This window comes from Pseudonocardia sp. 73-21, from assembly GCF_001899645.1.
Classification (GTDB): Bacteria; Actinomycetota; Actinomycetes; order Mycobacteriales; family Pseudonocardiaceae; genus Pseudonocardia.
In genome coordinates this window covers 1-14503 of sequence record NZ_MKVV01000061.1, presented here as the reverse complement: position 1 = coordinate 14503, position 14503 = coordinate 1, and the positions used below count along the sequence as shown (strand labels likewise).

General features: G+C 73.0%; 18 protein-coding genes. 3 read left to right on the top strand and 15 right to left on the bottom strand.

The features are described from left to right. From BGP03_RS19890 to BGP03_RS19870, 5 genes are all read right to left on the bottom strand, one after another. Positions 1-1986 carry an LCP family protein gene (locus BGP03_RS19890; RefSeq protein ID WP_298797382.1) on the bottom strand — a complete coding sequence of 662 codons (1986 nt, stop codon included), beginning with the start codon at positions 1984-1986 and terminating at the stop codon, positions 1-3. 103 nt (positions 1987-2089) lie between these two features. After that, positions 2090-2983, bottom strand: coding sequence for an oxidoreductase (locus BGP03_RS19885; RefSeq protein WP_296373654.1), 894 nt, complete (start codon positions 2981-2983; stop codon positions 2090-2092). Between the two features lie 68 nt (positions 2984-3051). After that, a complete protein-coding gene (locus BGP03_RS19880) occupies positions 3052-3726 on the bottom strand; it encodes a hypothetical protein (protein ID WP_296373652.1) in 675 nt (224 codons plus the stop codon). Between the two features lie 52 nt (positions 3727-3778). Next, positions 3779-4156: a CDGSH iron-sulfur domain-containing protein gene (locus tag BGP03_RS19875; RefSeq protein ID WP_298797379.1), complete on the bottom strand. Its 378-nt coding sequence runs from the start codon at positions 4154-4156 to the stop codon at positions 3779-3781. Next, complete coding sequence (locus tag BGP03_RS19870) at positions 4150-4524, bottom strand: hypothetical protein (protein WP_298797377.1); 375 nt, start codon at positions 4522-4524, stop codon at positions 4150-4152. The genes BGP03_RS19875 and BGP03_RS19870 overlap by 7 nt, the downstream gene beginning before the upstream one ends. 123 nt (positions 4525-4647) lie before the next feature. Between BGP03_RS19870 and BGP03_RS19865 the strand changes: the two genes are divergently transcribed. Continuing rightward, the gene (locus tag BGP03_RS19865) at positions 4648-5466 is read left to right on the top strand and encodes an IspD/TarI family cytidylyltransferase (protein ID WP_298797375.1); all 819 of its coding nucleotides are present in this window, start codon (positions 4648-4650) and stop codon (positions 5464-5466) included. A gap of 123 nt (positions 5467-5589) precedes the next feature. Further along, positions 5590-5970, top strand: coding sequence for a helix-turn-helix transcriptional regulator (locus BGP03_RS19860; protein WP_296373643.1), 381 nt, complete (start codon positions 5590-5592; stop codon positions 5968-5970). Here BGP03_RS19860 and hypB read toward each other — a convergent pair. The 10 genes from hypB to BGP03_RS19810 form a co-directional block, all read right to left on the bottom strand. After that, a complete protein-coding gene (hypB, locus tag BGP03_RS19855; RefSeq protein WP_296373641.1) occupies positions 5925-6647 on the bottom strand; it encodes a hydrogenase nickel incorporation protein HypB in 723 nt (240 codons plus the stop codon). The two genes, BGP03_RS19860 and hypB, sit on opposite strands and share 46 nt — an antisense overlap. 1 nt (position 6648) lies before the next feature. Further along, the gene (locus BGP03_RS19850; RefSeq protein ID WP_296373639.1) at positions 6649-6978 is read right to left on the bottom strand and encodes a hydrogenase maturation nickel metallochaperone HypA; all 330 of its coding nucleotides are present in this window, start codon (positions 6976-6978) and stop codon (positions 6649-6651) included. Then, positions 6978-7214, bottom strand: a complete 237-nt coding sequence (locus BGP03_RS19845; RefSeq protein ID WP_298797372.1) for a HypC/HybG/HupF family hydrogenase formation chaperone — start codon at positions 7212-7214, stop codon at positions 6978-6980. Before BGP03_RS19845 ends, BGP03_RS19850 begins: the two co-directional genes overlap by 1 nt. 119 nt (positions 7215-7333) lie before the next feature. Next, positions 7334-7825 carry a hydrogenase maturation protease gene (locus BGP03_RS19840; RefSeq protein WP_298797371.1) on the bottom strand — a complete coding sequence of 164 codons (492 nt, stop codon included), beginning with the start codon at positions 7823-7825 and terminating at the stop codon, positions 7334-7336. Next, positions 7822-9180 carry a hypothetical protein gene (locus tag BGP03_RS19835; RefSeq protein WP_298797370.1) on the bottom strand — a complete coding sequence of 453 codons (1359 nt, stop codon included), beginning with the start codon at positions 9178-9180 and terminating at the stop codon, positions 7822-7824. Before BGP03_RS19835 ends, BGP03_RS19840 begins: the two co-directional genes overlap by 4 nt. Then, positions 9177-9800: a DUF6084 family protein gene (locus BGP03_RS19830; RefSeq protein ID WP_296373632.1), complete on the bottom strand. Its 624-nt coding sequence runs from the start codon at positions 9798-9800 to the stop codon at positions 9177-9179. The genes BGP03_RS19835 and BGP03_RS19830 overlap by 4 nt, the downstream gene beginning before the upstream one ends. Then, positions 9794-10399 (bottom strand): DUF5947 family protein, encoded by a 606-nt coding sequence (locus BGP03_RS19825; RefSeq protein WP_298797369.1) that lies wholly within the window; start codon positions 10397-10399, stop codon positions 9794-9796. The genes BGP03_RS19830 and BGP03_RS19825 overlap by 7 nt, the downstream gene beginning before the upstream one ends. After that, on the bottom strand, positions 10396-10929 hold the full coding sequence (locus BGP03_RS19820; RefSeq protein ID WP_296373627.1) for a NifU family protein: 534 nt from the start codon (positions 10927-10929) through the stop codon (positions 10396-10398). Before BGP03_RS19820 ends, BGP03_RS19825 begins: the two co-directional genes overlap by 4 nt. Before the next feature lie 66 nt (positions 10930-10995). Then, complete coding sequence (locus tag BGP03_RS19815; protein ID WP_296373625.1) at positions 10996-12807, bottom strand: nickel-dependent hydrogenase large subunit; 1812 nt, start codon at positions 12805-12807, stop codon at positions 10996-10998. A 4-nt stretch (positions 12808-12811) separates the two neighbouring features. Continuing rightward, on the bottom strand, positions 12812-13855 hold the full coding sequence (locus BGP03_RS19810) for a hydrogenase expression protein HypE (protein WP_298797368.1): 1044 nt from the start codon (positions 13853-13855) through the stop codon (positions 12812-12814). Between the two features lie 205 nt (positions 13856-14060). Between BGP03_RS19810 and BGP03_RS19805 the strand changes: the two genes are divergently transcribed. Continuing rightward, positions 14061-14503: acylphosphatase (locus tag BGP03_RS19805; RefSeq protein WP_299736997.1), on the top strand; the 443-nt coding region annotated here is incomplete at its 3' end.

Here is a 14503-nt window from a genome sequence, read left to right as displayed (position 1 = left end):
TCAGCCGCAGCTCGCCGCCAGGGACTCGGGGGCCGCGCTGGTCGGGGCCGCCGACGCCGACGCCGACGCGCTGGTCCTCTTCGTGGCCTTCGGCGTGGTGGTCGGTGCGACCGTCGGGACCGGGGCGGCCGCGGGCGGCGGCGCGGTGATGGCGTTCTGCACCACCTGCCGCATGTAGTCCACGTCGACGTGGCTGGTGTTGAACTTGCCGTCCTTCTCGTTGGGGTCGGGCAGGTTCGGGTCGAACGCCACGCTGTCGAGCGCCACCGACTGCTCGCCGGCCAGCTTCGCGAGCTGCGGCAGCACCTCCTGCGGGATGTTGGTGGCCACGCTGTCGGTGGTGGCCGCCGCGATGCCCTGGAAGTTCGTGAGGACGTCGGTCGGGCTCTTCTGCTTGAGGATCGTCTGCAGCAGGCAGCGCTGGCGGCCCATGCGGGAGTAGTCGTCGGAGTCGCGGCGGGAGCGGGCGAACCACAGCGCCTGGTTGCCGTCGAGGTGCTGGACGCCGGCGGGCACGTAGCCGTCGGGCTTGACGTGCTGGCCGTCGGGCAGCACGCCGCCGATGGGCAGCGGGACCGGCCCGACGTCGATGGTGACGCCGCCGAGCGCGTCGATGATCGACGAGAAGCCGGCCATGTTGACCTCGACGTAGTAGTCGAGGTCGACGCCGAGCATGTAGGCGACGGTCTGGTGCAGGAGGTTGAGGCCCTTGTTGGACGTGGGGGTGTCCGGGGCCTCGGTCGGGTGGTCGAGCCCCCACGCGTAGACGGCGTTGAGCAGGTAGTTGCCCGACAGCGGGTCGGCCTTGTCGTGGAAGCCGGTGGGGAACTGCTTGGCCATCGGCGACCCGGGCGGGAACTGCGCGTAGCCGATGTTGCGGGGCAGCGAGAACAGCGTGGTCCGACCGGACTTCGTGTCGATGCTGGCCATCATCATCGTGTCGGTGCGGGCGCCGGTGCGGTCCGGTCCCGCGTCGCTGCCGACGAGCAGGACGTTCAGGCGCGGCTTGGCGATGGCCTCGGCCGCGGACGTGCCGCCGCCTCCGGTGAACAGGTTGTCGAGCAGGTTGCGCTGGGAGTTGGCGAGGTTGGCGGCGAACCCGAACGGCGCCGCGATCCCCAGGCACAGCACGGTGACGACGCCGACGCCGAGGATCTGGCGGCCCACGTCGAGACCCCGCGGGCGCGCGATCAGGTAGGTGCGCACGATGACGGTGATCCACGCCAGTGCGGCCACGACCAGCCCGACCGACGCGATCACCAGCACCCGCGTGGACAGCGCGTTCTCGAGCAGCGCGGTCTTGCCCGCGGTGAGGCCGAAGATCGCGATCGCGGCGAGGGCGAGCACGAACACGGCCAGGATCAGCCCGCCGGTCTGCCGCCTGCGCAGCATGAGGTGACCGGATCCCGGGATGATCGTGGACGCGGCGGTGGCGAGCAGTGCGGTGCCGAGCGTGCGCGGGGAGCGGGCGCGTCCGCGCGGCGTGGCGCGGTTGACGCTGCGCCGCGGGACCGGCGGCGAGGTGGGGCGTTCCTCGGCCCGGGTGGCCTTGGACATCGGTACGGCGGTGGTGGCGGCCGCCACACCGGCCGGGGCCGGTGTGCGGGGCACCGGCCGCGTCGGGGGCTCGACCCGCGGGGGCCGGTTGCGGGGCACGTCGGTGCGGCCCCGGCCCGTTGCGGGAGGGGTGGCGCGACGCGGCTCGGCGCCGCGGCGGGCGGGGTCCGGGCGCTGCGGCTCCCGGCGCGGCTCGCGCGGCGCGGACGGCGTGGACGGCGTGGACGGCGTGGACGGCGTGGACGGCGCGGACGACTCCGACGGCCGGCGCGGCGGCACCGGACGGGTGGGGTCGTCGATCCACGCGCGGGGCTCCGCCCGCCGGGGCCGCCGCGGCACGGCGGGGCCGGGATCGCGCTCGGCGCGGCGCGGCCACGGCTGCTGCGGCGGGCCGCCGGGCCGGCGGCCGGCTACGCCGTACTCGTCCACGGAGGTCGACCTCCCCTGCGTCGGTCACGAATCTGCGTCGGTCGGGAACAGGGCAATCCAGGACTCGGCGGTGAGACCGACGGGAGCCTACTGGGAGTGACGATCACGCCGACGTCCCGGCCAGGTCGAAGCGCACGCCCGTGAGCTCCTCGGAGCGCGCCCACAGGGCCCGCTGCACCGCGGGGTCGTGTGACGCGCCGGTGGAACCCACCGGCCGCGGGTGGCCGCGGCTCTCGCCGAGGCCGTCGGGGCCGACGAACGTGCCGCCGGGCAGGTCGGCGACGGTGGCCGCGTACAGCGTGGGGAGCGCGCCGGCGTCGGCCGACTGGGCGAGGAGCCGGTTGCCGACGGCCAGGATCGTGTCCTGGAACGTGCCGGTGTGCGACTGCAGGTTGGTGGCGGCGTAACCCGGGTGGGCGGCCATGGAGCGCAGCAGCGACCGGGCGGCGACGAACCGGTGCTGCAGCTCGTAGGCGAACATCAGGTTCGCGAGTTTGGACTGGCCGTAGGCGAGCCAGCGCTCGTAGGGCCGGCGCTCGGTGTTGAGGTCGTCGAGGTGGATGCGGCCGAGGCGGTGCAACGAGCTGGACAGCGTCACCACCCGGTCGGTGATGCGGGGCAGCAGCAGCCCGGTGAGCGCGAAGTGGCCCAGGTGGTTGGTGCCGAACTGCGTCTCGAACCCGTCGGCGGTGCGGCCGCGCGGCACCCCCATCACCCCGGCGTTGTTGACCAGGACGTCGACGGGCCCGTCGAGCTCCGCGGCGAAGGCCCGGACCGACGCCAGATCGGCGAGGTCGAGCGGGCGGACCTCCACCGAACCGGTCAGATCCGCGGCGGCCTTCTGTCCCTTGGCCACGTCGCGGCAGGCCATCACGACGTGCGCGCCGGCGCGGGCGAGCTCCCGGCAGGTGACGAGGCCCAGCCCGCTGTTCGCGCCCGTGACGACGAACGTGCGTCCGTCCTGGCGCGGGATGTCCGCAGCGGTCCACCTGCTCATGGATGGTCACGATACGGATCGGTCGACGGGCCGTCGCACAGCGGACCGTCAGGGCGTGGAATGTCCGGTCAGCCCGAGGTGGTGGTGCTTGTCGGCGGTGTCGCGCTCGCGCTGGTCGTCCCGGTGACCACCGGCGTGGTCGTGACGCTCGGTGTCGGGGTGACCGTCGGTGTCGGGGTGGGCCACGACGTGCGGGTGCGGATCGGGTCGCTGGTCGGCCCAGGCCCGCTCGTCGGTGCGGGGGTGCCCTCCACGATCGGGGCGGGCGCGGCGGTGGTCGGGGCGGGGACGGCCGGGGTGGTGACGACGGCCGCCGGGACGACGGGTGCCGGGGGGACGGCCGGTGCGGCGGCGGCTGGTGCGCGCACCACCGGGGCCGGGCGCACCGCCGTCGTGCGGACCACCCTCCGCGGGACCGCGACGGCCGCCGCCTGCGCCGGGGCGACCGGGGCCGGAGCGGCGACGGTGCTGGTGGGCACGTCCGTGGACCTCGGCACCACGACCACGGTCGGCAGCGGTGGGCCCGGCCGGGCCTCGGCCACCACCGTGTCGGCGGGCGGGGCCGACACCGTCCACCCGACCAGGAACGCGGCCACGCCGAGCACCGTCACCAGCCCGGTGATCATCACCCGCGGACGCGGCCCGACCCGGGGCTCACCGGCCCGGAAGAAGACGACGGTGGACACGAGGACGGCCGCGAACAGCACGACGATCGCGAGCTCCACACCCCACCTCTGTGTCATGCCTCCCATCCTGCGCCTCGAGCGGGTGATCGTCGAACCGGCGCCGCGCACGTCACGGCGAGCAGTGGCCACCGTCGCAGAACGGCTTCGTGCGCGAGGCGCCGCAGCGGCAGAGCGCGTAGCGCCCGTGCGGCGCGGTCGAGCCGTCCGCGTGCTGCAGGACCACGCCGGTGACGGCGAGGGGGCCGGCGTCGTGCACCTCGATGCCCGGGCCCGCGTCGGTGCCCGGGTCGCAGCCGGGACCGTCGGCCGTGCCGTCGTCGTCGACCCCGATCCGGCGGTGGGTGCTGTCGCAGAACGGCTTGCGCGACGACCCGCCGCACCGGCACAGCGTGTAGACCTCGCCGGTCGGGACGACGTCGGACCCGTGGGTGAGCGGCACGCCTCCCGACACGAGGTAGGGGCCCCCCGGCGTGACGCGGATCAGCACGGGGTCATCTCCCGCACCCGGTCCCGCGCCGGCGCGGCGTCCGGGGCCAGCAGCGGGTCGCCGGCGGCCTCGCCGCACACCCGACCGGCCGGCCCCACGATCCCGACGAGCCGTTCGCAGGGCCGGCTGCCACGGGTCGTGCCGCGTCGGAGCGGGGGCGGCCCGGTGTCCGGTCCGAGGAACGCGAGCGGCTTGTCGGCGCCGTGCTCCGCCGCGCGGCGACGCGAAGTGCTCACCGGCCCGTCGGGGTCGGGGTCCACGGCACAGGTCGTGCCTTCGACGCGCCCGCCCGGCTCGTGCAGGACCTCGGTCGACCTGCCGGCCGGCAGGTCGAGGACGGACAGCTCCGGCACCGGCTCCAGCGTCACGTGGCCACGATCGCACCTCCTCAGGGGTCGGGGCCACCTCCGCGCCGGGCACCTCTCGGCCGCGGCGGTCGACCGGCCAACCCGCCACCGACGGCCACGACCGGACGCGGCGATGGCGCCCGCATGCAGCGGCTGTGCGACGACCCGGCGGCCGGCAGTGACGTGCGCCGCGGTGACCCCGTGGCGGCGCGCGCGGCACGCACCGGGTGGAATGGCCAGGTGCGCAACGGACGAGCGGCGGCCATCGTGCTCGCCGGCGGCAGCGGGACCCGTGTCGGTGGCGAGCTGAACAAGGTCTACCTGCCGCTCGCCGGCCGCTCGGTCATCTCGTGGTCGCTCAACACCTTCGGGGCCATGCGGGAGATCGGGCCGGTGGTGCTCGTGATCCGGGCCGCGGACCGCGACCTCGTCGACCGGGTCGTGGACCAGGAGGTCGAGCACGACGGCGTCGAGATCGTGACGGGCGGGGCGTCGCGGCAGGAGTCCGAACTGGCCGGCCTGCGCCACCTCGCGTCGCGGATCGGGGGCGGTGCCGTCGACGCGGTGCTCATCCACGACGGCGCGCGGCCGCTGATGAGCCGCGCCCTCGCGGCGGGCGTGCTGGAGGCGGCGCGGTCCGGCGGCGCGGTGCCCGGGCTGCCCCGCGACGACCTGGCCGCCGCCGCGCCCGACGGCACCACGCTCGACGGTCCGGCACCGGAGGGGATCGTCGCGGTCCAGACGCCACAGGGTTTCCGCGCCGCACCGCTGCTGGCCGCCTACGAGGAGGCCGCCCGCTGCGGATTCGTGGGTACCGACACCGCGTCCTGCATGCAACGTTTTGCTCCTGACCTGCCGATCCGCTGGATCGCCGGGGACGAGCGCAACTTCAAGATCACTTTTGCCCACGATCTGCTGATGGCGGAGGTGGTGCTGGCCCGCGCCGGTCATCACCTGACCTGAGAGGAACGTGCCGACGATGCCGATCTCGCCCGCGGCGAACCGGGCTGCGTCCACTGTGGCGCGAAGCCCGGCGTTACCTTGTGGCATCCGTCACGTGGTGCCAGCATCGGAGGGGCACCACCGATGCCGCCGACCCGGGGGCCCGAGATGGCCGAGCTCGAACCGCGCAACTTCCTGCAACCGTGCCTCCTGCTGCTCCTCGGCGAGCACGCCGACCACGGCTACGAGCTCGCGTCACGGCTGCGCCCCATGCACGACGGCGACGGCGACTCCGGCGGTGTCTACCGGGCGTTGCGGACCATGGAGAAGCAGGGGCTGGTGCGGTCGGAGTGGCTCACCTCCGACGTCGGGCCGGCACGGCGCACCTACCACGTGACCTCCGCCGGGCTGGCCAGCCTGGACGCGCAGGCCGAGGCCCTGCGACACGTGCACGCGGTGCTGCACCTGTTCCTCGACCGCTACGAGAAGGTCCTGCCCCGCCCGGCCCCGGTGATCCGGCGGTGACGTAACCAGTCGTACCAGGCCCCGAGCCCGTCACCCCGGGTGGCGGAGACCTCGAGCACCTCGACGTCCGGTCGGGCGCGCCGCGCGTGGGCGACGCAGTGCGCCACGTCGAACTCCACATGGGGCAGCAGGTCGACCTTGTTCACCAGCATCAGGTCGGCGGTGCGGAACATGTGCGGGTACTTGAGCGGCTTGTCGGCTCCCTCGGTCACCGACATGATCACGACGCGGGCGGCCTCGCCGAGGTCGAACAGGGCCGGGCAGACCAGGTTGCCGACGTTCTCCACGAACAGCACCGAGCCTCGTTCGGGAGCGAGCCGCCGCACCCCGTCGGCCACCATCTCCGCGTCGAGGTGGCAGCCGGCCCCGGTGTTGATCTGGACGACCGGGGCCCCGGTGGCCCCGATGCGCTCGGCGTCGAGCAGGGTCTCCTGGTCGCCCTCCAGCACGGCGCACGACAGATGGTCGCCGAGGTCGCGGATGGTGCGCTCCAGCAGCGTGGTCTTGCCGGAGCCGGGGGAGCTCATCAGGTTCACCGCGAGCACGTCGTTGTCGGCGAGCCAGCGCCGGTTGGCCACGGCGCGGTCGTCGTTCTTCGCCAGCAGGTCGATCTCCAGGGCGACCCTCCGTGTCGCCTCCGTGGTCACCTCCGGGCCGCAACCGCAGGTACCGCACATCTCAGACCACCTCCACCTCTCGGATCCGCAGCTCCCGCCCGCCCTCCACCGCGACGTCGGCGCTGCCGCACCCGCACAGCGGCAGCACCTCGGCCGTGTCGAAGCCGTCGCCGCAGGCGCGGCAGGTGGCCCGGCCCGGCGGCTCGTCGATCTCCAGCGCCGCGCCCTCGCAGGTCGTGCCCGCGGCGACCAGCTCGAAGCAGAACCGCACCGCGTCGGGCACCAGGCCCGAGCAGCGGCCCACCTCGAGGCGGATCCGCCGGATCCGCGCGTCGCACATCCGCTCGGTGACCGCGTCGACGACGCTCTGGGTGATCGACAGCTCGTGCACTACGGCGCCGGGTGCCAGTCGGCGTGGCCCGTCACGAAGTCCAGCGACGCCGTGGCCTCGTCCCGGTCGACGACGGACATCGCGAAGCCCAGGTGGACCAGCACCCACCGACCCGGCACGGCCTCGCCGTCGTTGAGCATGCCGACGTTGATCGGGCGCTCCACACCCTCGACGCGGACGGTGGCCAGGTCGCCGTCCAGCAGCGCGACCACCTCGCCCGGGATGCCGAGGCACATGCCCGCCGCCTACATCTTCCGCATGGCGCGGTAGCGGGCGATCTCGTGGCGGGACCGCACGGCGAGCACGGCGGCGGTGGCCGCGAGGGCCAGCACCAGCAGGACCAGAAGCTTGCGGATCACGAGCGGGCTCCTTCCTCGACGAGCTCGAGTTCGGCGACGAGTGCGGTCACGGCCCGCACGGCGGGTCCGACGGCGGCGGCCACCGGCGGGCTCAGCCCGATGCCCTCGTCCAGGACGGCGGGTTCGCAGCCGACGACGAGCACCCGCCCCACCGGCTGCTCGACGCCCGTCGAGCGGGCCAGCCCGTCGAGCAGGGTGAGCACGGAGGCGGGGTCCATGCCGTGCGCGTCCAGCGCCGGCGGGTCGTCCGCGGGCGCGTCGAGGTCGTGTTCGAGGACGTGCAGGGTGCCGGGATCGCCCCCGCGTCGCACGGCGTCGACGAGCACGAGCACGTCGTAGCCGTCGAGGAGCCGGTAGGCCAGGTGCATCCCGCGGATCCCGATGTCGACGACCTCGGCGCCGGTGAGACGGAGCCGGTCGACCACGGCCACGCCGAACCCGTCGTCGGACAGGAAGATGTTGCCGACGCCCGCCACCAGGATCCTCATCGCGCCACCTGCAGCTCGTCGGGCCGGAAGTAGCGGAACCGGCCGTGGGCGAGCTGCAGCTCCGTGGCCGGGTCCCCGTCCACCGACACCGCGACGTGCACACCCCCGTCGACGTCGTGCACCACGGCCTGCACGGTGGCGCGCATGCCGTCGAGGAAGCGGTCCTGGGCGTCGCCGCCCCGGCCGGGTCGCAGCACCACGTGGCTCCCGCGGGAGACCGGAACGCCGCCGACCGCGACCGTGTCGGTGTCCGGGTCGACCGAGGCGTCCCGGCCGGGGTCCCACCACGGCACCCGCTCCGGCGGCGCGGCCGCCGGGCTGTCGGCGCCGACGGCCGGGTCCGCGGGCGACCCGGACGCTCCGGCGGGGCGCAGCGAACGGATCGCGCCGTGCAGCCGTTCGAGGATCTCCGGCGGCAGCCCGTCGACGGCGTCGATGATCTCCCCGGCCCGCGGGTCGGTGGCGCGGGCCTCGGCCTTCTCCGCGTCGGTGAGCACCATCGTGCGCAGGGTCAGGATCTCGTCGTTCTCCAACCCGTCGAAGAGGTTGACCGTGCTCTCCGGGGCCAGCTGCGGGTGGTCGGCCAGGATGATCGGCGAGGAGAGCACGAGGTCCTCGCCGGGGCCGGCGAGCACCGGCCACGTGTGCTCGTTGACGCACTCCGCGGTGGCCGGCGCGGCCCACTGCGGCGGGTCGGTGAGCGAGAGGAACGTGCCGGGCCGGGCCGCGATCAGGGTGTGGGCCGCGATCAGCGACGTGCGCAGCACCTCCTCGCGTGGTGTCCCGGGTGCGCACCGCCCGTCGTTGACGACGTCGAGGCGCAGCCGGTGCACCAGGTAGGGCCCCGGGACGTCGGTGAGCGAGACGACGATCCGCCCCGTCACCGCCCAGCACCCGCGCACCACCAGCCCGGCGGGCGTGCCGTCCGCGGCGCGCAGCTCCTCGGTCTCCGTGGTCGCCGGGAGGACGACCGGCACGCAGCAGTGGCCCGTGAGGAGGTCGTCGACGGCCAGCACCGCATCCACCTGGCGGACCGAGCCCTCCTCGAAGGCCAGGTGGCGGCGGCCGTCGACGACCAGTTCGGGGACCTCCTCGCCCTCGACGGTCCGCAGCGTGCGGGCCTGCAGCTGGAGGCAGCGCAGCCGGATGTGCAGCTGTGCCCCGGGGCGGGGCTCCAGCAGGCACTCGGTGCGGTTGCGGGTGGGCTCGGTGCCGTCGCCGTCGGGGGTGAGGACGCCGAACTGCCAGCGCAGCCGGTTCTTCTGGGCCGACGCGCGGTAGGGGTAGAGCAGGTAGCCCTCGAACAGCACGGCGTCGGCGACGGCGGCCACCTGGTCGAGCACGTCGGTGGTCACCGCGCCTCCTTCAGGAGCCGCTCCAGCGTGTCGTCCCAGGTGGGGATGACGTGCTCGGACCGGTAGGCCGACAGCGCGTCGAGCGTGCGCGTGCTCACCCGGATCCAGCCCGACGCCGGGTGGTGCTCGTCCATCGCCGCGCGCCACGTGGCCACCGGTAGCCGGAAGCTCGCCTCCTCGCTCCAGGACAGCAGCCCGAGCTGCACGCCCGTCGGCCCGGCCACGTAGACGGTGCCGGAGAACAGCAGCAGGAGGGGCACCTCTCCACCCGCGAGGCCGTGGAAGTACTTCGTGGCGGCGATGTCGAGGTCGTAGGTCAGCGGCACGGGCAGCTCCACCGTGGTCGCGGCCGTGAAACCGGTGACGGTGGTGCCGACCGTCGCGAGCTGCAACGGGTTGAGCGTCGCCCCCCACCGCGACGGCTCCCCGAACAGGTCGACGAGCTTCGCCTGCTCGGCGTCGGAGTACGGGCGGCCGCGCGGTTCGATCCGGATCTGGGTGCGCAGCGCCACCGAGTGCACCCGGGTGCCGCTGTCGTCGGTGATCTGCAGCTCCAGCAGCAGCGACGGGCCCGCCGCGTAGGGCTCGGGCCGGGCGCCGGTGCAGCGGAAGCTCAGCACGGCAGGGCCCGCGCGGCGGCGTGCAGTGCGTCGAAGAAGCGGTCGATCTCGCGCCAGGCGTCGGCGCCGCCGTCGAAACCGCGCCAGTGCGTCCGCACCAGGCCGACGAGCCGATAGCAGGCGTCGACCGGGACCAGCAGGCAGTCCCGCCCCTGCCGGACGAGCAGCGCCTCGACGTCCGGCCGGAGCTCCGCGGCGAGGCGGCCCGCCCCGATCCCGGAGGTCCACGACTCCAGCCCCAGCTCGCTCTCGGTGGCGCCGGCGGGGCTCGGGTAGCAGGCGACGACCGTGCCCTGCGCGGAGTTGTGCAGGAAGAACGCCAGCCCGACCGGGATCTGCAGCGCCTCCCACTGGGCGTCGGAGAGCCCGGAGCCGGGATCGGTGAGGTACCGGTCGGGTACCCGCCGGTAGCCGCCGGCGCCCGGGTTGTCGAAGAGGAAGGCGCACGGCCCGCAGGCGCACAGCATCCGGCGCTCCGCGACCTGGACGAGGTGCGGATGGTCCCCGGCGATCGGCGTGGCACACAGTTCGCAGAGTTCCTGCGCCGGTTCCCGCTCCGAAGTGTCGAGCAGGAACCGGCGCAGGGGGGAGAGGGTCACATCCCCACCCTCTCCGGTGGGCGCACCCCGATCTGCAGCAGCGCGGGGCCCGGCGGTGCGGCGTCGTAGACGACCCCTGCGACCTCCGGCGCCAGCTCGCCGATCGAGGCGGCCACGACGTCCTTGACGGTGTCCATGCCGCAGCCGCCGCCCGCGACCGTGACGTGGACCTGTCCCTCGTCGTCGATGCCGGCGAGGGTGAGCCCGGTGCCGTGCGGGCCGAGCTTCCGCCGAGCCGCGTCCAGCGCGTGCCCGAGCCGCTGCCCGACCGGCACCGGGTGCAGGTCGTGCAGCGCGAGCAGCCCGGCCACCAGCGGGTCGGCGGCCATCCGGTGCACGACCGTGTCGCCGGCCCCGGCGCGGACGATCGCCACCACCTGTTCCAGGCCCGCCCCGTAGAACCGCATCAGGACGCGGACGAGCTCCTCCGCGGCGTGGCCCAGGGCCGGGCCCCCGTCGGCGGTGATCCCGTCGAGCAGCTGCTCGATCCGCTCCGCGAGCCCCTGCGGGTCCAGGTCCGTCGACGCCATCACGTCCTCCGTTCCCGGCCCGCTCCAGGCACCTGCGGAAGCCCGGCGATCGGTGTGCGTCCCACGTCAGATCGTGTTGGTCATGGCCGGCGACATCATCTTGTGCAGCGGCTTCCCGGAGCCGGTGTACATGTGCACCCCGCACGGCAGGCAGGGGTCGAAGCTGCGCACCGCACGCATGATGTCGATGCCCTTGAAGTCGTCCCCGCGGCTCTCCTCGAAGATCGGGGTGTTCTGCACCGCGTCCTCGTAGGGGCCCGGCGTGCCGTAGTGGTCGCGCACGCTGCCGTTCCACGGCGTCGGCGGGTACGGGTGGTAGTTCGCGATCTTGCCGCCGCGGATCACCATGTGGTGGGACAGCACGCCGCGCACGGCCTCGGTGAACCCGACGCTGATCGACTCGTCCGGGACGACGAACTTCTCCCACGTCTTCGTGTGGCCGCCGCGGACCTCGGCGAGCGCCTTCTCGATGAAGTGCAGCGCGCACGCGGCCGCGTAGGCCTGGAAGTAGGTCCGTGCGCGGTTGCGCTCGATCGCGTTGGACAGCGGCCTGCCCGCCTTGTCCACCGGGCAGTGCCACTCGTAGCTCGCCTCGGGCTTCAGGATCGTCCGCGGCAGGTGGATCTTCACGCTGTGCCCGGTGGCCTGGATCTCGTCGAAGTTGACCAGGCCGGCCAGCGCCGTGGCCCACAGCCGGGCCAGCGGCCCACCCCCGGTGTCGAGAGGGAGGTGATCGGTGCCGTCGAACCAGCGCGGCGACATCGTCCAGCTGTACTTGTCGTCGAAGTCGCGCTTCTGCGGCTGCGGGATCGTGTGCTGGTTCCACGGGTGGTCCCGGGAGACCGGGTTGCCCAGCGGGTCGTGCGTGGCGAAGACCTCCTGGTCGGTGTTCCACTCCCGGTAGAAGCTGCTGCCCAGCAGGATGCGGATGCCCAGGTTGATCTCGACCAGGTCGTTGGTCACCAGCCTGCCGTCCACGATGACACCCGGGGTGACGAACATCTTCCGGCCCCAGTTGGTCATCGTCCGGTACTGGAAGTCGCAGTGCTCCGGGTCGTTGAACGCGCCCCAGCAGCCCAGCAGCACGCGGCGGCGGCCGACCTCCTCGTAGCCGGGCAGCGCCTCGTACATGAAGTCCCAGAGGTCGTCGTGCATCGGCAGGCAGCGCTTCATGAACTCGACGTAGCGCATGAGCCGGGTGTAGTAGTCGGTGAACAGCTGGATCGTGGCGTGCGTGCCGACGCCGCCGGGGTACAGCGTGGACGGGTGCACGTGGCGCCCCTCCATCAGGCAGAACATCTCGCGCGTGTAGCGGCTGACCTGCAGCGCCTCGCGGTAGAAGTCCCCGCTGAACGGGTTGAGCGCCCGCATGATGTCGCCGATGGTCTTGTAACCGTGGTCGGCAGCGTGCGGGGCCTCCGTGCGGTTGGCCTGCTCCAGCACCCCGGGGTTGGTCTCCGCGATCATCTTCTCGCAGTAGTCCACCCCGACCAGGTTCTCCTGGAAGATGTTGTGGTCGAACATGTACTCCGCGGCCTCGCCGAGGTTGATGATCCACTCGCCGAGGTGCGGCGGGCGCACCCCGTAGGCCATGTTCTGGTTGTAGACCGAGCACGTCGCGTGGTTGTCCCCGCAGATGCCACAGATGCGGCTGGTGATGAAGTGCGCGTCGCGGGGGTCCTTGCCCTTCATGAAGATCGAGTAGCCGCGGAAGATCGACGAGGTCGAGTGGCACTCGACCACCTTCTTCTGTGGGAAATCGATCTTCGTGTAGATCCCGAGGCTCCCGACGATGCGGGTGATCGGGTCCCAGGCCATCTCCGTCAGGCCGGACTTGTCCGCGGACACGTCGGAGAGCTTCGGCTGTGTCGTGGTCATGTCCTCACCAGACCTTCTGGTAGCCGGTGGTCAGTTCGCGGCTGTTCCGGCGCCACGCCGGTTCCTTGTCGAGCTTGCGCTCGGTGATCAGGCGCAGGCGCCGGATGACGCCGCCGACGGCCTTGCTGGTGGCGCCCGAGACCATCGACCCGGGCGGCGCGTCCATGAAGGGCATGAACTTGTCAGGGAAGCCGGGCATCGTGCACCCGATGCAGATCCCGCCGACGTTCGGGCAGCCGCCGACGCCGTTGATCCAGCCGCGCTTGGGCACGTTGCACTTGACGACCGGGCCCCAGCAGCCGAGCTTGACGAGGCACTGCGGGGACCCGTACTCGGTGGCGAACTGGCCCTGCTCGTAGTAGCCGCCACGGTCACATCCCTCGTGCACGGTCTGGCCGAAGAGCCAGGTGGGGCGCAGCGCGTCGTCGAGCGGGATCATGGGCGCGGAGCCGGCGGCCTGGTAGAGCAGGTAGAGGATCGTCTCCGACAGGTTGTCGGGGTGCGTCGGACAGCCCGGTACGCAGACGATCGGGATCCCGGCCTTGGACCTCCAGTCCCAGCCGAGGTAGTCCGGCACCCCCATCGCCCCGGTCGGGTTGCCGGCCATCGCGTGGATGCCGCCGTAGGTGGCGCAGGTGCCGGCCGCGAGGATCGCCAGTGCCTTGGGGGCCAGGCGGTCCAGCCACTCGCTCGTGGTCATCGGCTGGCCGGTCTGCGGGTTGTTGCCGAAGCCCGACCAGTACCCCTCGGGCTTGATCTTCTCGTTCGGGATCGACCCCTCGACGACCAGGACGAACGGTTCGAGCTCACCGCGTTCGGCCTTGAAGAACCACTCGATGAAGTCGTTGTTGCCGCCCACCGGCCCGTTGTCGAAGTCGATCAGCGGCCAGTGCACGGCCACTTTCGGCAGCCCCGGCAGCGCCCCGAGGGCGATCTCCTCGATGCTCGGCTGCGTGGCCGCGGTCAGCGCGACGGAGTCACCGTCGCAACTCAGACCCGCGTTGATCCACAGGATGTGGACGACTGGTTCTTCCTCCGGTGCGGACATGGATCGACCCCTCGCCGCGTGACTGTGGTGGAGATCACTTCTTAGACCCATTCGGCCGGGCGGAGTAAGTGGCCGGTGCACCTATGGGACCGGCATCCCTGTGTGCGCGACGCCGTCAGCCCAGACAGGTCAACTCTCGTTGCATCCGTTGCGCCGGACGCACAGCAGTGGGCTACTGCTCCCCAGCGCGAGGCCGGGAGGAGCCGTGATCGCCGTGACTGCGCTCTCCGAGGAACGACGCTCCCGTCGCACCGCGTCCGGCGGGAGCGCCGTTCGGCGGCGGCGGTTCACCGTCACCGGGGTGGTGCAGGGGGTGGGGTTCCGGCCGTTCGTGTGGCGGCTCGCCACGTCGCTCTCGCTGTCCGGGTTCGTCGGCAACTCCTCGACCTCCGTCTTCGTCGAGGTGCAGGGCCCGGCCGCGGCGTTGGCGGAGTTCGCCCGCCGGCTCGCCCCGGACGCCCCGCCACTCGCGCAGGTCACGTCGGTGGGCTGGGAGGAGATACCGGTCGCCGCCGCCGAGGGGTTCGCGATCGTGCCCAGCCGTGCCGCCGACGGGGCCGCGACCGCGATTCCCCCCGACGTCGCCGTGTGCGACGACTGTGTGCGCGAGCTGTTCGATCCCGCCGACCGCCGGTTCCGCCACCCGTT